This window comes from Hymenobacter tibetensis (assembly GCF_022827545.1).
Lineage (GTDB): Bacteria > Bacteroidota > Bacteroidia > Cytophagales > Hymenobacteraceae > Hymenobacter > Hymenobacter tibetensis.
Window position 1 is genome coordinate 1046633 of record NZ_CP094669.1, and the last position, 20655, is coordinate 1067287.

Consider the following 20655-nt stretch of genomic DNA (forward strand, 5'->3'; position numbering starts at 1 on the left):
GACGATTTAGCAATGAGGAATAGCCGCGGCCAGATTAGTTGAAGCTGTTGGCGCTGATCTTAGAGCCTTCTTTCAGGTAGACGTTAGCTTCTTCTACCACTTGATTAGGCCGCTTCGACCGCTCCTGGCCTGTACCTTCACCCACACCTGGGGCCGACGTAGCCGACGTAGGGGTGAATAGAACTACCACGTCGTTGTCTACGAACTTGTTATAAGAACGCAAGTCGCGAATGAGAGCCGCATGGCGGGCTTCCACCGACACAATTTTGCCGGCAAGCAATAGGTTCACATCAGATTCAATGTAGCGTCCAGCACCGTTATAAGCAGCTACTCCTAAGTCTTCAAACTTTTGAGCTGCTTCCAGTACGCTGTTCTTTTCATTGAAATTGATGGTGCTGAAGTCAGGCTCCAATGCTTTGATGGCGCTAGTACCAAGGGCCGCTTTGAGGAAGTTGGCGTGGGCCAACTCGTGCAATGCCAAGTCATCGAAAATCTGCTTTTCAGCAGCAGAGGCGTTGGCATAATACTGGCCAGCCTTCACCTGAACGTAGAAAGCAGCTTCCAGCTGCTCTAGAGCGTACGCGTAATTCAAAATGCCGGTGTCGCCGGTACCCACATCAATACGGTTGTTGCTGTCTTCGCTGTCATCGTCGCAGCCAGCTAGCAGGAGGCCGCCAACAGCCATGCTAGCGCCGGAGTAGCGCAGAAACGAGCGGCGGGAAGTTGGGGAAGTCAGCTTATCGGCTGGCTCAGGAGGAAGGAGAAGCTTGGTCATAGCGGGGTAGTACATCTAAGTTGTGTGAAACATGAGTTGATGTACGGTGAGTGCTTTGTTTGCCACCCCATGCAAGCATGTAATTACGTGTTTGTTGGTACGGATTTACGTGTTTGTTACGATGGTTTCGTGTGTAGATGACTACATAGAAAAAGCCAAATTATTGTTGTGTTTACATATAATTTTGGCTTCTTAAAGCAGAAGAGGCACCCAAACAGTCCAATTAAGCTGAACCGTTTGGATGCCTCTTTTCTCGACTAAAACCCCCTGCTAAGCCGGTACCGCCACCCGGTCCGGGGTGCTGATGCGGTTGCCGACGGGCGCCTCCACCGGAGCCACCGTTACAATCACAAATTTCGAGGTGGGCGTGTTGCTCTTGTAAGCCACGCTGCCGATGGGTACCAGCACGTTGCCCTCGGGGAAATACATGGCGCAGTTACCCTTCGGAATGTCGTAGGGAATGGCAATGAATTTCTCGGCGTGCCGCTGTTGGCCTTCGAAATGGCTGGTGATGTTCACCAGGCCTTTCCCCTTGATGCCCCGGTCGGCCATGTCTTCCGGGTTGAGGAGGATAATGCGCCGCTCGCCATAGATTCCCCGGTACCGGTCGTTGTAGTCGTACACGGTGGTGTTGAACTGGTCGTGGCTGCGGATGGTCATCATCACCAGTTGGTCGGATTCCAGCACGTGCTGTTCGAAAGGAGTAGCCGTGAAGTTAGCCTTGCCGTTCTCGGTGGTGAAGTTCCGTTCGCGCGGACCGTTGGGTAAGTAGAAGCCGCCTGGGTGCCGCACTTTCGTGTTAAATTCCTCGAAGCCAGGGATAGTACGCGCCACATACTCGCGGACCAAGTCGTAGTTCTCGGTGCAGCCCACCCAGTCCACGGTGCTTCGGTCGCCGAGGGTGGCAATGGCCATGCCGCACACAATGGCTACTTCGCTGAGCATCTGGTCGGATATGGGTTCCAGCACGCCCTTGCTCATACTCACTACGCCCATCGAGTTTTCACAGGTCATGAACTGTTGCCCCGATTTTTGCACGTCAATATCAACGCGGGACTTGCACGGCAGCAACAGCGCCATTTCCCCGTTGACGAGGTGGCTGCGGTTGAGCTTGGTTGTGATGTGCACCGAGAGGCGCAGCTTGCGCATGCCTTCGGCCACAAACTCGGTGTCGGAGCAAGCCGAAAGCATGTTGCCGCCCAGCGCTATAAATACCTTGACTTTGCTTTCATAGAGCGCCTTCACGGCCTCTACGGTATCCCAGCCAAACTCCCGGGGCGGCTCGAAGCTGAATTCCTTGGCCAGCGCATCCAAAAACTCGGTGCTCGGCCGCTCCCAGATGCCCATAGTTCGGTCGCCTTGCACGTTGGAGTGGCCGCGCACGGGGCACAGGCCAGCCCCCGCAATACCCACGGCGCCTTTCAGGAAGTGCATGTTTACCACTTCTTGAATGGTGTACACCCCGTTTTTCTGTTGCGTAAGGCCCATAGCCCAGCACGTGATAATCTTTTTATGACGGGCTATCAAATTAGCGGCCTCCTGAATCTGCACCTTCTTCAGGCCGCTGGCTTCCTCGATATCAGCCCACTCGGTGAGGTCTAGGTTGTGCACCAGCGCATCATAGCCGGTGGTGTACTCCTGAATAAACGAGTGGTCGAGCACCTGACCGGGGTTCAGGGCTTCCGCTTCGAGCAGACATTTCATGATGCCGCGCATCACTAGCTGGTCGCTGTTGATGCGCACTTGCAGGAAAATGTCGGTGATGGGGGTGCCGTCGCCGAGCAAAGTGCCCAACGCCTTCAGCGGGTTCATGAAATCCTGCGGGTTTTTGAAGTGGTTGAGGCCCGCTTCCAGCAAGGGGTTGATGCTGATGATTTTGGCGCCGTTGTGCTTGGCTTTCTGCAAGGCCGTGAGCATCCGCGGGTGGTTGGTGCCTGGGTTTTGCCCAATAATGAGGATGACTTCGGCCTCGTAGATGTCGTTGAGCGTTACGGTGCCTTTGCCTAGGCCAGTGGTGTTGCTTAGAGCCGCGCCGCTGCTTTCGTGGCACATATTAGAGCAGTCGGGCAGGTTGTTGGTGCCAAACTGCCGCACAAACAGCTGGTAGAGATAGGCCGGCTCATTGGGTACTTTGCCCGAAGTATAGAAAATGGCCTCGTGCGGCGACGGCAAGGCGTTCAGCTCTTGCCCTACCAGGTCGAACGCTTCGGGCCAGGAGATGGGCGTGTAGTGCGTGGCACCCGGCCGCAGCACCATCGGGTGAGTGATACGGCCGGCGTTGTTCAGGTCGCGGTCCGTCATGCGTGAAAGGTCCACGAGGCTGTGCTTGGCAAAGAACTCGGGGCCTACCGGGTCCGATTGCGCGTCGGAGGCCGTAGCTTTGGCGCCGTTTTCGCAAAACTCGGCTACGGAGCGGTGTTCATCAGGGTCGGGCCATGCGCAGCTCGAGCAGTCGAAGCCATCTTTCTGGTTGAGCTTCAGCAGCGCATGGGTGCCCCGTACCGGCCCGTCCTCGCTGAACGCAAACGCCCCCGACTTCAGCACGGCCGTCACGCCGGCCGCTACCTTGGCGGGCTTGCCAAGCTTGAGGCCCGTAAATTCTTCGGGTGGTTGCGCCAGAATTGGGTGCTTGTGCTTGGCGCCCAGCGTGTCCGGCGCTTCCATCGGGCGCTCATCCAACGACTTCCGGTCGGGCGACGTGCTCCAATGGTCGGCGGTAGGGGCGGTGCCTTGGTCGGGCCGCTCCCCGCTCTTCGGTACGTTGTTGGCGGTTTGCTGTTCTATTTTGCCTGCTTTGCTAGGGTCTTCAGCCGGAGATTTTTCCATGATAGGTAAGCTTCTAAGAATAGTGTGGTTGTGGTACAGTGATGCGTGCTGAAACAGAACGTCATGCTGCCTTTCCCAGAGCACTTCATCGGTGTCAGCAAACAGCGTTTACCACCCGAGTGAAAGGCGCCGGAGAAAGCAGCATGACGTGTATAGACCACCCCAAGGGCGGTTGCAGCCAAGTAATTACCGGGAGCTGCTACAGGCCTAAGGTGTCTTTGATGTTGCCCACCACACTATCGGTCAGGGTCATCTGCTCTTTCTGGGCGTGGCCTTCGGGCACGGGAGGCGCCAGCTTGGGCTCTCCGCCCAGCGGCTCGGCTTTCATGACGTGGAACTCGCCTTTGCCGTCAATAGAAGGGCCCTGGGTCCAGCGGCCGTTCGGCGTACCCAGGTCGTTGACGCTGGTGCTCACGAAAGCGTAGCTGAACTGCTGCACTTCCTGGCTTTGCGGAAACGAGTTTGGAATAGGATGCACGCCCTGCACGCCGCCCAACTCTTCGAGTACGGCCAGCCACTGGTTCTGGTGCATACTGTCGCGAGCAATCAGAAAGGAAAGCATGTCTTTCATGCCGGGGTCGTCGGTCATTTCCCACAAACGGGTAGCCAGTACGCGGCCAGTGCTTTCCGCCATTACGTTGGCATACATGTCGGCGGCGGTGTTGCCACTGCCCACCACCCACGAGCCGTTGAACGGTACGCCATTGGCATCAACAGCCATAGCCGCCAAGCCCGACGACAAAAAGTGACGCGGGTCCATGCCGCCCAGAATGGCACCTACCATTTTGTCTTTCGCCATTTCCTCTTTCAGACTGGTAGGAGCGCCTTCCAGGTTGAGGGCCACGGCCGTAGCGAGCATCTCGATGTGGGCCATTTCCTCGGTGCCGGTTTCGAGAAGCATGTCGCGGTACTTTGCGGGCCCGCGGTTGCCCCAGGCCTGAAACAGATACTGCAAACACACCCTGATTTCGCCTTCGATGCCGCCAATGGCTTGCTGCAACATGCGCGCGAAAACGGGGTTAGGGCGGTCGACCCGAACTTTGTATTGCAACTCCTTATCGTGATAGAACATGGGCTGAAAAAGTTAAATAGAAAGGCGGCCAGCACGTGCCAGCCCGCCATTCTATACGACCCATCTTCATGCCCTAGACGCTGGGAAAACACGTATTTTCAGCGTATAAACCCGCAAAACCTCGATAGTTGTACCCAGAATAAGCGGCTACTCCCCAGCAAGCGCCACTGTAGAAAGCCAGGGCTTACAACGTGCAGCTGGTGTTTTTGCCTCCTTCGCGCAGCACCCAGTTGCCGGGTTGGCCGAGCCAGTGCAAACGACCATCGGGGGCAACCTGATTGGCGAAATCGAGGGAACATACGTCCAGCGTTTCCGTCCCGACCTTGTTGACGCGTAGGTGCTCCACGTACTGCAGCTCCAGCTTGCCGGTGTCGAGGCAGCTGGGGTGCAGGGCCAGGTTGTGGTTCAAGGACGGCATGGCCGCCGACGGGTACAGCAGCCCGTCAAAGAAATCCCCCAACTTGCAGGCTTCGGCTATGGCAATGGAAAAGCGGTAGTGGTGGGCATTTTCCTCGGATACGGGCCGCGTGAAAATCCGCGTAAGAAAAGCGGAAACCACTCGCACCGACGACGGAAGCTGCTGCAACACTTGGCGCAGGGTATGGTCCCGGTCGGAGTGGGGGTCGTCGGGGCTTTGGTCGGCGGGGTGGAAGCTAACCAGGCGCAGCGGCTGCCGGCTGATCCAGCGGCTGATGATGATTTCATCCTGAGGCTGCACGCCCGCCTCAAAAAAGGGCGGGTGCCAGGTGGCGCTGGCGTAGAACATGGGCACACCCGCGCGGTTGGCCCGCTGGTCGTGGGCTATGCGCTCCGGCGGCGGATACGACACGTCCTGCACCCGTTGCGGCAGCTCCTGGCACGGAATGCCCCGGTATACCAGCGTGCCAGCCGGTAGCTCCAGGCAGCGGATGTTGGGCTCGGTGAGCAGCCAGCGTACTCGGGTGGATAAGGAACTGATAGAATGGCGTCGGCAGCTTAAATGGCGCAGCCTTCGAAGCTGCCGGCGTATGGTGGCTTCTGTGGCCTGGGGGGGCGGCACACTCATTTGGGCGTAGGGGGGTTCAGAGGAGAAATGGGTGGTATGGAGTCGTGGAGCAAGGATTGGGGGCCCTGGTAGTTGCCGGTGGTTTGCAAGTGCAGCAGTTGGCTTAGCCCGCTTTCCACCAGCTGGTCGAGCACGGTGGTTGGCATGCCGCACCAGTGCAACGACACCCCTATGAGGCGGGCCTGCCGGTCGGCGTTGAGAATGCCTCGCTGGCCCTGCCAGTTCAGGCGTTCCAGGTGCTGGCAGTCGATCCACACCACGGCCAGCCCGTTGGCTATGGCCTGGCTGATAGCAGACTCCAGTTGCCGGGCAGCTTCCTGGTCGGTGCAGCACCCACGCAGGCTTACGCCTATTGTACCTTGGCTTTGTTGGATATAGGTTGTGAAGGCGGTCATCGGCCCGGTGCCTTTGCAACGGCACATGCCGAAGACTCCAACAGCAAAGCTACTGGCTACCCAAGCGCGCGGACTAGGGGAAAATGCTGATTTACTTGTGCGTATTACGCTGATTTTACTGGTGCGTACTAGCACAGCAAGCGCCCACTAAAGACCCTACTACGCAGTAATATCTGCTGGTGTAAGCTATGGGTGTGTTGGTGAGCGAGAGCCCCAAACGCAAGCTGGTACCCTGGCCGGGCAAATAAAAGCCAATGAATACGCGTACTCTGGAGTGGGAAGTAGCAATAGTCGGGTTGTAGAGCGAACAAGCGCTACTTAGAAAACCACCTCTACATTGGAAATAGTGGGCCTATCCTGCGCAGTGCCACAAAAGCCGCCGCCCATACCTATGCCAGCAAAAAGGTCCAGGCTTCGTAAACCCGAAGCCTGGACCTTTCAAGAAATCTATGGAGAAGGCTATTCAGCCTTGGCGTTGAGGTAGTTTTTGGCTAGATCGTTCAATTTGGTGTCGGCCAGCTGCTCTTCTTCCAGGGTCTGGCGGAGCAAATCGGCGGCGTCGGTGTGGCCGAGGCGTTCCGCGAAGTGAGCGGCCGTGCCGTAGCCCGAAATTTCGTAGTGCTCGATGCGCTGGGAGGCGGCAATCAGGGCGGCGTCCATTACTTCTTCCGTCGCGTTTTCCGACATCGTTTCCTGGCCTTCGGCAATCAGGCCTTCCATGGCTTTGCAGGTGTGGCCGCTCAGGTCTAGCTGCAAGTTTTTGCCGATTTGTTCGAGCCGGGCCACTTGGTTTTCCGTCTCGCGGATATGGCGCTCAATGCCTCTACGCAAGCGGCCGTCTTTGGCGGCACTGGCCATCTGGGGCAGGGCCTTGGTCAATTGCTGTTCAGCACTGTACAGGTCCTTTAGCTGCATTTCGAACAGGTCGTCGAGCGTCTCTAGTTTGTCGAATAACATGGCAAAGAAGTTAGGTGAGTGGAACAAGTTGCCAAGGGTGTTTTGGCTGGTACTATGTACGCCGCTGTTTGGCCCTCGTTTCCAACCTACCGGTAGCCGCTTCCTGTTCAGGTGCCAAGCAGCAAAACCGTTGATATTTTATAAGCGCCTTTAAGTCAGTGAATTGTAAACGTTGCCTGCGCTCTGGCAGTCGGTAGCCTTCGGGAGGTGCTGGATGAAAACCCGTACTTTTTTCAAACGCTTTCAGTAGAAACCACAGGCTGGTGATAACCGCGTAAGCGCTGTCCTAGCCGCGGGCGCGTCACCACCATCAGACAACGCAACGGGGCCCACCATACCAGCATGGTGGGCCCCGTTGTGGAGCGCGAAAACCAACCGGCGGTTACAGCCCGCGGTTGTAGACGCTGATAGCTTGCCGGATATTATTCTGGCTTTTGCCGCCGAGCACCAGGGGCACAATCAGGAAAGGCAGGCTGCCGTAGAAAAACGGCGATATAGAAGCGCTGCTGTTGCCGCTGGGGTTGAGTGTTGAAACGAGGCCAGCGACCAACAAGCCTCCCGCCGCCACATAGCTCAGGGTGGTGAACGTCTGGTACTGCCGGGCCTGGAGGAGTAGGTTGGTGGAAGTCTGGTTGTCGGAAGTAGCCAGCAGCAGGTTGCGCAAACTCAGGTCTTCAATCGGGCCGTTGTCTTTGCTGAAATACTCGGTTTTGGTGGTGCGGTACATCGGGCCGCCGTAGCCGTAGGGGTTGCCGAACCCGCCGAAGCCCCCGTAGCGGCCATAGCCATAAGGGTTGCCAAAGCCATTGCCAGCGTATTGCGTGCTGGTGATGGAGTACAAGCTAAGCCGGCCCACCCGGTCCCGGCGCAGCGTGGTTTCGCGGCGGGAGCGGCCCGGCAGCGTGGTGCGCACGTAGAAACCGGTTTCGTCTTCGTAGTAGCGCACCTGGTCTAAGTCGAAGCGCTGCTGCCCATCAAGCAACAGAAACGAGCGGCCCAGAAGCGGCTGCTTGATGAGTACATCGTAGGCTTTGTACACTTGCCCGGTTTTCAACCCCACCGAGTAGCGGGTGGTATTGGCGGGCGGCAGTGCGGTTTGGCGCTGCTGTTGCTGGCGCACCGAATCGGGCACCACCGGCGGAGAAGCCAGCTGGCGGGGCGCAGTCTGCGGGGCAGCGCGGCGGGTGGTATCCGGGGCAGCAGGTGGTGGAGTAGGGAGCGTGTTCAGTTGGCGCGGACCGTCTTGCGCCCACGCGGCCGTGGGCAGCAGCACCGACGAACTCACCAACAACAGCAACACCGAACGGTACATCATGATAGGAAAAGCGAGTGAGGAGTTAGGCACTGAAAGTAACGTTTAGTTGGTAAAAACTGGTATCTCCAACACCTCCCACCTTCTGCCAGCCTATTTCAATAGCTTTTCCAGCAAGCTCATGCTGTCCACCATGTCGGCGGCCGTTTCAAAATCCAGGGGCTTCAAAATGTAGCCGCTCACCCCCAGATGCTGCACGTTCAGCCGGTCCACATCGAGCGCCGACGTGGTAGTGACGAACACCGGAATAGACGCCAGCTCCGGGTGCTTGCGCATTTCAGCCAAGAACTCGTGGCCGTTCATTTTGGGCATGTTCAGGTCCAGCAGAATAACCTCGGGCAGCGGCTGAATGGGTTCAACGCCGTTTTGTCCCAACAGCAAATCCAGCGCCTCCAGCCCGTTGAACGCCGTGTAGAGGTGGTGCTGCACGCTGAATTTCTCGAAAGACTTTTTGACCGTCATCGTATCAAAGAAGTCGTCTTCAACCAGTAATACCGAACGCATAAGTGAAATAGGGGAAAGAGAGTTGGGGAGTTGCTACTTCACCACATCATTTTGGCCAAGTAAAGACGAAGGTGGCACCCTGGCCAGGTGCTGACTCTACGTGAATACTGCCTTTTTGCTCGTCGATTATTTTTTTGACAATACTAAGCCCAATACCTGTGCTTTCGGCCGTGTGCCGGTCGCGCAGGGTCTGGAAAATGAGGAATATTTTCTCGTGGTACTCCGGCGCAATACCGGGGCCGTCGTCTTGCACTCGAAACTCGTAGTGGCGGCCCACGTCGCGGCAGCCGATGGTGATGGTGCCGGTGGGCTGGTGATGGTACTTAACGGCATTGCCCATGAGGTTGGTGAACACCTGCTGCAAGCCCAGGCGGTCGGTGAGGAAAGTGGGCAGCGGGTCGGGCTGCTCTACCTGAAAGCCGGCCGGCACCACCATGTCCGCTACCTCATGCACCAGTTGCTCCACGCTGACTTGTTCTTGGGCCTGGCTGTCTCGGCCGGCCCGCGCATATGCTAGTAGCCCGTTGATGAGGTCGTCCAGTCGATTGAGGCGGTCTTTCATCATGGCTAGGTACTGTCGCATTTGCTGCCCCAGTTCGCTGGCTAGTTCGTCTTCAATCCATTTCACCACGGTGGTTACCCCCCTCAGGGGAGCTTTCAAGTCGTGGGCGGCTACGTAGGCAAACTGGTCTAGCTCTTTGTTGCGGTTTTGCAAGGCCGTGAAGTTTTCTTCCAGCGTTTGCGTCATGCGGTTCAGTGACGTAGCCAGGTTGCCGAGACTATCTTTCTGGTCTTCGTTCTTGACTTTCACCGTGTAGTCGCCCTGCACCACCCGCTCGGCCAGTTCCTCGATTACATCGATGCGGCGGGCTGTTTCCTCGTTGATGCGGGTGAGTTCGGCTTGTAGCACTTGGTTGGCTTTCAGCTCTTTCAGAATCTTGACGAACAGCCACAGCACAATCACCACGGCCAGCACCGCCGCTGCAATAATGGCCGCTGGCGACGTAATGCGGTACAAGTCCTGGTTGCGCATCCGGTCCCGTAGCAAGGCCTCTTCGGAAGCGCGCAACCGAGCCAATAGCTCCTGGAGGTGATTGAGGTTGTTTCGGTCGGCCTCTACCAGGTTGCGGGCTGTGGAAGGGGAAGGCGGCAGCGAGGTCCACGGGTCTAGAAAGGCCCGCTCCCGGCTTATGGTGCGCCGTAGCGTGTCGAGCCGGCTCTGCTGCTCCGGATTGTCGCGGACGGCCTGCTGCAGCGAATCCAGGTCGATGGTTGCTCTCTGAAACCCGTCGCGGTACGCCAGCAGATAGGTTGGTTCGCCAAGCAGCAAGTAGCCCCGAACCGCTACCTGCGCGTCACGAATGCGCATGCGCAAGTCGGAGGTGTGCTGGAGTACCTGGTTGGTGTGCTGAACTTGCTGCGTGTAGAACGACAACTGCTGAATGCTTTTGTAGGCGCCCAGCGAGGTGAGCAGCAGCACAGACAGCGCCAGGCTAAAGCCCAGAATAATTTTGGTGTTGAGCTTCAGACGCATCGAATAAACAGCAGAAAAGCAAAAGTCAACGCTCTACGCATCTACAAGGATAACGGTTCAGCCTGGAATGTACCGTGTAATCTGGGTAAATGCCAGGTATCACTTGGCAAAGCACACGGTGTGGCCCGCCGCTGCTCTTGCAACCAAACCGGAGCGCCGTTTCTCTTCCCCACCAGCGGCCCCTGTATTTGCTGAAGGCCGTTGCGGTGCCTATCGTATATTCGCCGTTTTACGCGTCATCCGGTTTTGTTGCTTTTATGTCTGTGCCCGACTCTATTACCAGCCCCCAGAATCCACGCATCAAGAACCTGCTACGCTTGCAGCAGAAGTCGTCGGAGCGGCGCGAGCAGGGCCTGACCATCATTGAAGGCCACCGCGAGCTAACTATTGCGCACGGGGCCGGCGTGGCCGTTACGGCGCTGTTCGTGTGCCCCGAGTTGGCCGGCGGCGCCCAGTTGCAGGAGTTGCGCACCTTGCTGGGCAGCGGCCCCACAGAATGGTTCGAGGTATCGAGGGCGGTATTCGAGAAAGTAGCCTACCGCGAGGGGTCCGATGGGGTGCTGGCCTTGGTTCGGCCGCCCCGCCTCACGCTGCAAAGCTTGCCACTGCCCGCCGCGCCGCTGCTGCTGGTGCTGGAATCGGTAGAGAAACCCGGCAACCTGGGCGCCATCCTGCGGACTGCTGATGCGGCCCAGGCAACCGCCGTTGTGGTCTGCGACCCGCGCACCGACCTCTACAATCCCAACGCCATTCGGGCCAGTATCGGGTGCAGCTTCACGGTGCCTACAGTAGCCACCACGCGCGCTGAACTGCTGGACTGGTGCCGTCAGCACGGCATTCAAACCTATGCCGCTGCCCTCACGGAGCGGGCTGTGGCCTATACCACCTGCGACTTCCGGGGGCCTACTGCTCTGGTGATGGGTACCGAAGCCGATGGCCTCACCCCCGAACTACTAGCCGCCTGCGACCATACCATCATCATCCCCATGCGCGGTGCCATCGACTCGCTGAACGTGAGTACGGCCACAGCTATTCTCACGTTTGAAGCCGTGCGGCAACGTGGCGCCTGACCTCCGCCTGAAACGTTGTGTAAGGTGAACTCCGCACAAGAGCTTACTGAGTGCTGCTTGCAGCACCTACTACCATACAATCCAATATTCAGTTATACCTAGCCGCTAGTACATGACCCCAACCCTGCCTGAAACACGATTGCTGAGCCGCTGGGGCGGCCCATTGTTGGGGATAATGGCTACGTTAGGGTTGCTGGTCGATTTGGGGGGGCTTACGCTGCGGCACTGGGACGAGGCACGGTTGGGCGTCAATGCCATAGAAATGGCGCAAAGCAACAAGTGGCTGATTACCACTTTCGGCTTCAAGCCTGATTTGTGGAACACCAAGCCGCCTCTGATGATTTGGCTACAAGCCGGGCTTATCCAACTGCTTGGCCCTACCGAGTGGGCAGTGCGCTTGCCTGCCGCCTTGGCTGCTTTGGCTACCATTGGCCTGCTGTACTGGTTTATGGCCAAGTTCATGCGTCGCCCGCTGGGGGGCTTGTTGGCGGGTATTGTGCTGGTAAGTTCCCAGGGCTTCCTCGGCCAGCACCACGGCCACGCCGGCGACTACGATGCTCTGCTCACCTTGATGCAGCTGGTTGTTGGGCTGTCGGTGCTACTGCTGCTCGAAACCAAGCAGCGCCGCTGGTGGGTGGGGGTAGGGGTGGGGTTGATTATGGCCACGCTCACCAAAGGGGTAGCTGTGTTGCTGCCGTTGCCCGGTATGGCTCTGTATTGCCTGGCACAGCGCCGGGGTCGGGCGTTGCTGCGCACCACCGGCTTCTGGTTGGTGCTGCTGAGCTGGATGGCTGCGGCTGTGGGTTGGTATACGCTGCGGGAGCACGTGGGCCCAGGCTATTGGGCGGCCATCAACGAAAATGAGCTGAGCGGACGTTTTGCGGCCGTGGTTGAAAAGCATGAGGAGCCTTGGTATTACTATATTGCTCGGATGGCAGCAGCCCGGTTTCTGCCTTGGGTGTACGTGGTGCCAGTGGTTGTTTTCTTTGCCCTGCGCCACCCCGATGCCCGCGCCCGGCGAGTAGCAGCATTTGCAGCAAGCTGGGCAGTTGGCATGCTGGTAGTGTTGACAATAGCCAAAACCAAGATCGAGTGGTATTCTGTGCCCACTTATCCGTGGTTGGCATTGCTTATTGGCCTTGGTAGTCCGCGGCTGGCTACGTTGCTGTTGGGCCGGGTGCATAGCCGGCCTGTGCAATTAAGTTTGCGGGTATTGCTCACCGCCTTCTTGGTTGTCCCGCCCTTGGCTGCCATTGGGTTAGAGCAACGGCGCTACCGCCGAGACACCGCCGATGAGGCCCGGGTCGGCTACGGATTGCGGGCGTTGAGCGAAGAAGACCAGCCCCCGACACCCTTATTCGTGGTGGCGCCAGGGACTTTTTATACCGCCTTGTTGCCCCCTACTGTCTCGGGCGGTATATCTGGCTACAATGCGTCGTTGCGCTTCTACGTGCTAGGGTATCCGCGCGAATTGCGTGTGGTGCCGCCGGCAAGTGTAGCTTCTCTCCGCAGCCCCGGATACGTCCTGACCTCCACCGCCGCCGACTCGGCCCTTGTGCGCGCCACGTTTCCCCGCGCTTCCTGTCGAGCAGTAGGTCGCTTTCCGTGCTGGCTATGGCGCCTTCTGCCCGCCAATTAACCGCTGGGGAAGCGTGCTTGAAACGCAGAAAAACCAAAGAAGCCAGTTGTTGTGAGCCGCCGAGCCGTACAAAGCGCGTACTCCCTGACAAGCCTCCTCTCTCGACATACCCGATGCCCCACTATACGTTACAGATTCATGGCCGCGTGCAGGGCGTGTTCTACCGCCAAAGTGCCCGCACCGAAGCGCAGCGCCTAGGCCTCACCGGCTACGCCCGAAACAACCCCGACGGCACCGTAACAATTGAAGCAGAGGGCCCAGCTGAAAAGCTGGCTGCTTTGGAAGCGTGGTGCCACCAGGGGCCCGCGGCGGCCGAGGTAACCAAGGTGGAAGTGCAGCCAGGAGAGGTGCAGGGATACTCTTTGTTTGAAATAAGGCGCTAACGGGCCACTTGCATTGCGCTGGAAGCAGGGTTGATACCAGAGCCAGTATATTGGGTGAGCCTTACACTTTCGCTATGCCCTTGTTGTCTCGACTTGCAACTGGTTTCAGTCTTCCCTTACTGCTCTTGGCTTGTTCAACCAAACCAGGGCAGCCCACCCCAACGGCGCCGGTAGCCACACCAGTATCCGCGGAATTTTCGCGCTATTGGTATGCCGGCCAAGCCGAGCTAAGCCGCTACCAGCTTCAGCAAAACCGCTATGATGATGTGCATCCCGGAGAGGCCGTGCTGGTGTTCGTTACCGAAGATTTTCTGCCGGTGCAGCAAGTGAAAATGGAAGGTGGCCCTACCACCGAAACGCCAGTTTCTGTGTTGAAGATGAACCAGATGCGCCGCTTCACCACCGGCATCTACGACTATTCCATCAACACGTCGGTGTTTACGCCCGTGCCAGCCAGCCAATTTCCGCACACCCTGAAAGTGGCTACCTCGGTGCAGGATTGGTGCGGTCAGACCTACACGCAACTCAACTTGCGCCGGCAGAAGTACCACCTCGGAGCGCATTCCTACTTTCAGCAGGAGGCCGACCAGACGGATTCCCTGGACGCAGTGGTACTAGAAGACGAACTGTGGAACCGACTCCGCCTCGATCCGAGAGCGTTGCCAGTAGGAGAGCTGCGCATTATTCCGGGTACGGTCGTGTCGAGGCTGCGCCACCAGCCGCTCCGTGTGGAAACAGCTCGTGCCACGCTAACACCCTATCAGGGCTCTATCTTCAAGCCCGCCCAAGCCGGCGCCGCTCTGCAAGCCTACACGCTCAGCTACCCCACTACCAACCGTACGCTCACCATTGTATTTGAGTCAGCCTTTCCGTACCTGATTGCTGGTTGGGAAGACACCTACGACGGCCAGATGAAGCTCGGCAACCAGACATTTGGTAGTGCTAAGCCACTTACCACCCGCGCCATCCGTACGGCCACCCTCAAATCCGACTATTGGCAGCGCCATACCCGCCCCGACTCAGTGCTGCGCCGGCAGTTGGGGGCCACTGGTTTCGGTAAGTAAAACGTGCCAGTCCAACGATTGGGTAGTACCTTCGGTGTGTTGTAAGAGTAGGCCGATGCCTGGGGGCAGGCGCCGGCTGTTGCCACCGCCAACGAGGCGGCGGTTCACGCGCTAACCACTCGGTACGATGGACGATTTCCTTGCTGCCCGGTCACAAATGGCCCTCTCGTTGGGCTTCCACATCATCTTCTCGTGCATCGGCATGGTGATGCCGTTTTTTATGGCGGTTTCGCACTTCCAGTGGCTCCGTAGCGGCGATGTTGCCTATAAAAACCTAACCAAAGCCTGGAGCAAAGGCGTAGCTATCTTCTTTGCTACCGGGGCCGTTTCGGGTACGGTACTCTCGTTTGAGTTGGGGCTGCTGTGGCCGAAGTTTATGGAGCACGCAGGCCCCATCTTCGGCATGCCTTTCTCATTGGAAGGCACCGCCTTTTTCATTGAAGCCATTGCCTTAGGCTTTTTTCTGTACGGCTGGGGGCGGTTTCACCCGTGGTTTCACTGGTTTACGGGCGTAGTGGTGGGTATAAGCGGCTTGGCTTCCGGTATTTTGGTGGTAGCCGCCAACGCCTGGATGAACAGCCCGGCCGGCTTCGACTTCGTGAACGGGCAGTATCTGAACATCGACCCGATACGCGCCATGTTTAATGATGCGTGGCTCTCGCAGGCCATTCACATGTCGTTGGCGGCGTTTGCCGCCACTGGCTTTGCCGTGGCCGGCGTGCACGCCCTCATGATATTGAAGCGGCGCAACGTGCAATTTCACACCCGGGCATTTCAGATTGCGGCCCTGTTTGCTGCCGTAGCCGCTGTGCTTCAGCCATTAAGCGGCGACTTCTCGGCCAAGGACGTCGCGCGTCGGCAGCCTGCCAAGCTAGCGGCTATGGAGGCCCATTTCTACACCGAGAAACGCGCCTCGTTGGTATTAGGTGGCTTACCCGACGAGCAAGGCAAGAAAGTGGACTACGCCATCAAGATTCCGGGGATGCTGAGCTTCTTGGCGCACGGCAATTTCGAGCAGGAAGTCACCGGCCTCGACCAGATTCCGGTTGCCGACCAGCCGCCCGTGTTGGTGCCGCACGTGGCGTTTCAGCTGATGGTGGGGCTGGGCATGGCTATGGTCGCCCTATCCATCCTGTACTTCATAGCCATCTGGCGCAAAAAACGCTGGTTGCGCAGCGAGTGGCTATTGAAGCTATTTGTGGCCGCTACGCCCGCCGGCTTCCTTGCCGTGGAAGCTGGCTGGACGGTAACGGAAGTCGGCCGTCAGCCCTGGATTATCAACGGCGTCATGCGCACCGCCGATGCTGTCACGCCGATGCCAGGTATTGCTTATTCTTTTTACCTGTTTTCGGCGGTGTACGTGTCGTTGAGTGTGGTTGTGATTTTCCTGCTCTACCGCCAAATCAAAATGGTGCCGGAACTCTACGACCAACCCGCGCAGCTAGCCGCAGCGTAGCCTGGGGTGGCTTGGCCCCATCCGGTTACCAAACAACTGCGGGGTACTTAATAAGATGGTTTAACGCTTTTCTCGCCTGATGCAATACGTCGTCATCACTTACCTGTGCCTGGCTATCCTGCTGTATTTGCTGCTGGGTGGCGCCGACTTTGGGGCCGGTATTATGGAGCTATTTACGAGCAGCAAAAACCGTAGTGCCGCCCGCCAAACCATGTCGCATGCCATCGGACCCATCTGGGAAGCCAATCATATGTGGCTCATTATTGCTGTGGTGATTCTGTTCGTGGGGTTTCCGCGCATCTACAGCGTTATGTCGGTGTACCTACACATCCCACTGCTAATTATGCTCATGGGCATTATAGCCCGCGGCACGGCCTTCGTGTTTCGGCACTATGATGCCGTGAAGGACCGCATGCAGCAATTGTATAACCGCATCTTTGCGCTGTCGAGTGCCGTGACGCCGTTTTTTCTGGGGGTCATTGCTGCCAGCGTAGTGGCCGGAACCATCGACTTGCAAGCGTCGGATTTTCTGTCAGCTTACGTGTTTAGCTGGTTGCACTGGTTTTCGGTGGCCGTGGGCGTTTTCACGGTAGCGCTGTGCGGGTATTTAGCTAGTGTGTACAGCATCGGCGAAGCACACAACGAGGCCGACAAACGCTACTTCATCCGCAAAACCCGCACCATGACTGTCTTGGCCTTTGCCGCCGGTGGGCTGGTGTTTCTGGCCGCCGAAATGGAAGGTATTCCGCTCTGGCAGTGGATTTTCGGCAATGTGGTAGGTACGGCGGCTGTGGTATTGGCTACTATTTCGTTGGGGGCAATGGCGTACGCCGTTGGTCGGGGCTGGACAGTTCTGCCGCGCTTGTTAGCTGGGTTCCAGGTTACCATGATTTTGCTGGCCATCGGCTACCGTCACTTCCCCGATTTTATTGTGGTGCAAAACGGCGCTAACCTTTCGCTGCTGAAAGACCAGGCACCCGCGGCTACTATCGACGCTTTAGGCTGGGCGTTGCTACTGGGTAGCATCTTTATTCTGCCTGCCCTGTATTACCTCTACTACAGCTTCCAGCACCAAGCCGAGGAGGTAGCAGAAGCCGCGCACTAATAGTGGTTGCCTACACGCGCCGCAGTTCCCGGACCCACACGTCCAATGCATCGGCAGCATAGAGCAGGGGAGCACCTACTGGGGTTGGAAGACCGTGGCTTTCCACCAACGTCGAATCCCATTCGCTGAGCGTAGCCTCCCGTAACCTCCAAGGCTCGTGAAAGAGTTGGCCGCGCCATAGGTTGGGCCCCTGTATATCCCGCAGCAGGTTGGGTCCCGCGGTGTAGAGAAAGTACCGCTCGGTCAGAAAATGCGCTAATGTACCCGGCTGAGTTGGCGGGAGTGCTTGCCCTGGCGTCCAGGTAGCGGCAAAGGTGGCTGGTGCTACTCCTTTGTGCGTGCGTTTGGCTACGGCCCGCAGCGCACTGCCGGTTTGCGTCAAGCTAATCTCGGCGTGCAGGTAGGGGAGGTGGAAGAACGTTCGGGCGGCCCACACGCCGAATGGATTGGTGGCATCCAGGGAAAGAAACCAAACGCCCGGCACTCCATCCAAACGCGCATACGTGCGCACATTAAGCTCGTGCAAATGATGCAACCCTGGCACAGCAGGCAACCCCAGTGGCCGAATACCGCCCATGCTAAAGGGAACTACGCCCAGCCAAGCTTGTCCTTCAAACAAATCTAGTTCCAGCCGCGCCGGCAAATAGGGCCGCAACACTTCTGGCGCTACTGGCCAGTGCGCAAATAACAACTCACTCCAGCGTTGCCGCATCAGCGGGATACGGCGGCTAGGTAGCGTGAGCGAAGAGGTAGACATAAGGCTAGACAGAGAAACAAGAAAGCTGTTGAGGCATCCCTAGTGGCAAGGGCCGTAGCACTACAACACCTCAAGCCGTGAATCTTCCTTGGGCAGTAGAAAGCAAAAGGGGATGCGGCCGTTGGCTGCATCCCCCTTTTCTCTTAATCTAGTTGATACTAGTCTACTTTCTTGGCGTAACGCAGACGCTCGTTTTCGTCGAGCAGAATCTTGCGCATCCGCACCGATTTCGGCGTTACTTCCAGGTACTCATCCTTCTGGATGTATTCCATGGCTTCTTCCAGCGAGAACTGACGCTTCGGTACAATCTTAGCGTTTTCGTCGGAACCCGAAGCACGCATGTTCGTGAGCTTCTTGCCTTTCTGGATGTTAATGGTCAAGTCGTTCGGACGAGTGTGCTCACCGATAACCTGGCCAGCGTATACTTCCTCACCTGGATCCACGAAGAACTCACCACGGTCCTGCATCTTGTCGATGGTGTACGCCGTGCCGGCACCTGTGTCCATCGAAATCAGGGAGCCAGAGATACGGCCCGGAATTACACCCTTATACGGCTCGTAAGACGCGAAGCGGTGGTTCATGATAGCCTCACCAGCAGTAGCCGTCAGTACGTTGTTACGCAGACCGATCAAGCCACGAGCGGGAATGTTGAACTCCAGGTGCTGCAAGTCGCCTTTCGGCTCCATGATGGTCAGCTCGCCTTTGCGCATCGTCACCAATTCAATCACCTTGCCAGCAGTTTCCTCTGGTACGTCCACTACAAGGTGCTCCACTGGCTCCAAGCGGTTGCCGTTGTCGTCCTCTTTGAACAGAACCTGTGGCTGACCTACCTGCAATTCGAACCCTTCGCGACGCATGGTCTCGATGAGTACCGACAAGTGAAGAATACCGCGGCCGTACACCAAGAATGTATCTTCCTTATCCGTCTCCTTTACGCGCAGCGCCAGGTTTTTCTCGGTTTCCTTGAACAGACGGTCACGCAAGTGACGCGACGTTACAAACTTGCCTTCCTTACCGAAGAACGGCGAGTTGTTGATGGTGAACAGCATGTTCATCGTTGGCTCATCAATGCTGATGGTTGCCAAGCCTTCTGGGTTGTCGGCATCCGCCAGCGTATCCCCGATTTCGAAGCCTTCGATACCCGTTACAGCGCAGATTTCGCCGGAGCTAACCTCGGAAACCTTGGTGCGACCCAGGCCTTCGAATACTTGCAGCTCTTTGATTTTCACTTTCTTGACGGTGCCGTCACGCTTCACAAGGCTCATGTTGGCGCCTTCTTTCAGCGTACCGCGGTGTACCCGGCCAATGGCAATACGGCCCACGAACGACGAGTAGTCGAGCGAGGTAACCTGCATTTGCGGGGTGCCATCCAAGGTAGGAGCCGGCGGGATAGAAGCTACTACAGCATCCAAAAGCGGAATGATGTTGTCGGTCTTCACTTTCCAGTCGGTGCTCATCCAACCCTGCTTCGAGGAGCCGTACAGCGTCACGAAGTCCAGCTGGTCTTCGTTGGCACCGAGGTTGAACATGAGGTCGAATACCTGCTCGTGCACCTCGTCGGGGCGGCAGTTTTCCTTGTCCACCTTGTTTACTACCACAATGGGCTTCAAGCCCAAGTCAATGGCTTTGCCCAACACGAAACGCGTCTGGGGCATGGCGCCTTCGAAGGCATCGACGAGCAGCAATACGCCGTCGGCCATCTTCAGTACGCGCTCCACTTCACCACCAAAGTCGGCGTGACCAGGAGTGTCGATGATGTTGATTTTTACGTCCTTATAACGCACCGAAACGTTTTTCGAAACGATGGTGATGCCTCGCTCGCGCTCCAGGTCGTTGTTGTCGAGGATCAAGTCGTCGAAGTGCTGGTGGTCGTCGAATAACTTCGAGGCGTGGATGATCTTGTCCACGAGCGTGGTCTTGCCGTGGTCAACGTGCGCAATGATTGCGATATTCCGGATGTTCTGCATACAATGGGTTTTCCGGGTGCAAAGGTAAGTAATTTCAGTGGCAAAAGCCCGCCTGCACAAAAAGTTAACTTCCTGACACAGAAACCAAGCCGTTGCCAACGAACCGAACGTATAGCCGCCCCCGTATGTTCCTTCACAAGCCGAACACTACCGCTCGGCTCCATAAATTCTTATCTGCTTCACCACATGCGCTCTTCCCTGCTGATTCTGCTCTTGTCCACCGTGGCCTTGAACTCGGCTTGTTCTCAAAATAAAAGTGCCCGCGACGCCAAAATGGATGCCGCTGACTCCCGCCGCACTCCGGTGGTTCCTGTGAAGGCAGTGGCTGCCAAATACCCCAGCCCCAAAGTGGTAACGGGCAAGCCCAATGAGTTTCCGGTGCGGAAAACCGATGCTGAGTGGAAAAAGCAACTCACGCCGGCCCAATACTTCATTTTGCGCCAGCAAGGCACTGAGCGGCCGTTCGTGAACAAGTATGCCGACAACCACGAGAAAGGCAACTATTACTGCGCGGCCGACCACAACCTACTGTTCTCTTCGGAAACCAAGTTTGAGTCCGGTACGGGTTGGCCAAGCTTCTGGGCTCCGGCCACCGAGAATAGCTTGAAAGTAACGGCCGACAACAGCATGGGCATGAGCCGCGACGAGCTGGTATGCGCTAAGTGCGGCGGGCATCTCGGCCACGTATTCAACGACGGTCCCAAGCCCACTGGCCAGCGCTACTGCATGGACTCCGACGGTATGCTGTTCGAGAAAGCCAAGTAAGTTTCTGTCTTTAATCCAGCAAGGCCCAT

The 20655-nt window shown here is 57.4% G+C and carries 18 protein-coding genes; 7 read left to right on the forward strand and 11 right to left on the reverse strand.

Annotated features, from left to right (window positions below; translation table 11 throughout):
* Positions 1-34: 34 nt before the first annotated feature.
* From MTX78_RS04315 to MTX78_RS04355, 9 genes are all read right to left on the reverse strand, one after another.
* Positions 35-775 carry a ferritin-like domain-containing protein gene (locus MTX78_RS04315; protein ID WP_243800228.1) on the reverse strand — a complete coding sequence of 247 codons (741 nt, stop codon included), beginning with the start codon at positions 773-775 and terminating at the stop codon, positions 35-37.
* A gap of 270 nt (positions 776-1045) precedes the next feature.
* Entirely contained in the window at positions 1046-3601 is a 2556-nt protein-coding gene (locus MTX78_RS04320; RefSeq protein ID WP_243800230.1) for an FdhF/YdeP family oxidoreductase, read from the reverse strand.
* A gap of 199 nt (positions 3602-3800) precedes the next feature.
* On the reverse strand, positions 3801-4673 hold the full coding sequence (locus MTX78_RS04325; RefSeq protein WP_243800231.1) for a manganese catalase family protein: 873 nt from the start codon (positions 4671-4673) through the stop codon (positions 3801-3803).
* A 184-nt stretch (positions 4674-4857) separates the two neighbouring features.
* Positions 4858-5718, reverse strand: coding sequence for an RES domain-containing protein (locus MTX78_RS04330; RefSeq protein WP_243800233.1), 861 nt, complete (start codon positions 5716-5718; stop codon positions 4858-4860).
* A complete protein-coding gene (locus MTX78_RS04335; RefSeq protein WP_243800235.1) occupies positions 5715-6113 on the reverse strand; it encodes an STAS domain-containing protein in 399 nt (132 codons plus the stop codon). Before MTX78_RS04335 ends, MTX78_RS04330 begins: the two co-directional genes overlap by 4 nt.
* A 459-nt stretch (positions 6114-6572) precedes the next feature.
* Complete coding sequence (locus MTX78_RS04340) at positions 6573-7070, reverse strand: YciE/YciF ferroxidase family protein (protein WP_243800237.1); 498 nt, start codon at positions 7068-7070, stop codon at positions 6573-6575.
* A gap of 382 nt (positions 7071-7452) precedes the next feature.
* Positions 7453-8385 carry a hypothetical protein gene (locus tag MTX78_RS04345; RefSeq protein ID WP_243800239.1) on the reverse strand — a complete coding sequence of 311 codons (933 nt, stop codon included), beginning with the start codon at positions 8383-8385 and terminating at the stop codon, positions 7453-7455.
* Between the two features lie 90 nt (positions 8386-8475).
* Positions 8476-8886, reverse strand: coding sequence for a response regulator (locus MTX78_RS04350; RefSeq protein ID WP_243800240.1), 411 nt, complete (start codon positions 8884-8886; stop codon positions 8476-8478).
* Positions 8887-8932: 46 nt separating this feature from the next.
* Positions 8933-10420: a sensor histidine kinase gene (locus MTX78_RS04355; RefSeq protein ID WP_243800242.1), complete on the reverse strand. Its 1488-nt coding sequence runs from the start codon at positions 10418-10420 to the stop codon at positions 8933-8935.
* A gap of 257 nt (positions 10421-10677) precedes the next feature.
* Between MTX78_RS04355 and MTX78_RS04360 the strand changes: the two genes are divergently transcribed.
* The 6 genes from MTX78_RS04360 to MTX78_RS04385 all read left to right on the forward strand — a co-directional run bounded on the left by MTX78_RS04360 (position 10678) and on the right by MTX78_RS04385 (position 17137).
* On the forward strand, positions 10678-11490 hold the full coding sequence (locus MTX78_RS04360) for a TrmH family RNA methyltransferase (RefSeq protein WP_243800244.1): 813 nt from the start codon (positions 10678-10680) through the stop codon (positions 11488-11490).
* 112 nt (positions 11491-11602) lie between these two features.
* On the forward strand, positions 11603-13129 hold the full coding sequence (locus tag MTX78_RS04365) for an ArnT family glycosyltransferase (protein WP_243800246.1): 1527 nt from the start codon (positions 11603-11605) through the stop codon (positions 13127-13129).
* Between the two features lie 113 nt (positions 13130-13242).
* On the forward strand, positions 13243-13512 hold the full coding sequence (locus MTX78_RS04370; RefSeq protein ID WP_243800247.1) for an acylphosphatase: 270 nt from the start codon (positions 13243-13245) through the stop codon (positions 13510-13512).
* 74 nt (positions 13513-13586) lie between these two features.
* Complete coding sequence (locus MTX78_RS04375) at positions 13587-14576, forward strand: hypothetical protein (protein WP_243800249.1); 990 nt, start codon at positions 13587-13589, stop codon at positions 14574-14576.
* A gap of 127 nt (positions 14577-14703) precedes the next feature.
* The gene (locus MTX78_RS04380) at positions 14704-16032 is read left to right on the forward strand and encodes a cytochrome ubiquinol oxidase subunit I (RefSeq protein ID WP_243800251.1); all 1329 of its coding nucleotides are present in this window, start codon (positions 14704-14706) and stop codon (positions 16030-16032) included.
* Positions 16033-16111: 79 nt separating this feature from the next.
* Entirely contained in the window at positions 16112-17137 is a 1026-nt protein-coding gene (locus tag MTX78_RS04385) for a cytochrome d ubiquinol oxidase subunit II (RefSeq protein ID WP_243800253.1), read from the forward strand.
* 10 nt (positions 17138-17147) lie between these two features.
* On the opposite strand, the gene MTX78_RS04390 is transcribed toward MTX78_RS04385, so the two are convergent.
* Together MTX78_RS04390 and typA are read right to left on the reverse strand one after the other, a co-directional pair.
* The gene (locus MTX78_RS04390) at positions 17148-17894 is read right to left on the reverse strand and encodes a YqjF family protein (RefSeq protein WP_243800255.1); all 747 of its coding nucleotides are present in this window, start codon (positions 17892-17894) and stop codon (positions 17148-17150) included.
* A gap of 158 nt (positions 17895-18052) precedes the next feature.
* On the reverse strand, positions 18053-19861 hold the full coding sequence (gene typA, locus MTX78_RS04395) for a translational GTPase TypA (protein WP_243800257.1): 1809 nt from the start codon (positions 19859-19861) through the stop codon (positions 18053-18055).
* A 186-nt stretch (positions 19862-20047) separates the two neighbouring features.
* Here typA and msrB point away from each other — a divergent pair, with 186 nt between their 5' ends.
* Entirely contained in the window at positions 20048-20626 is a 579-nt protein-coding gene (gene msrB / locus MTX78_RS04400; protein WP_243800259.1) for a peptide-methionine (R)-S-oxide reductase MsrB, read from the forward strand.
* Positions 20627-20655: the final 29 nt, after the last annotated feature.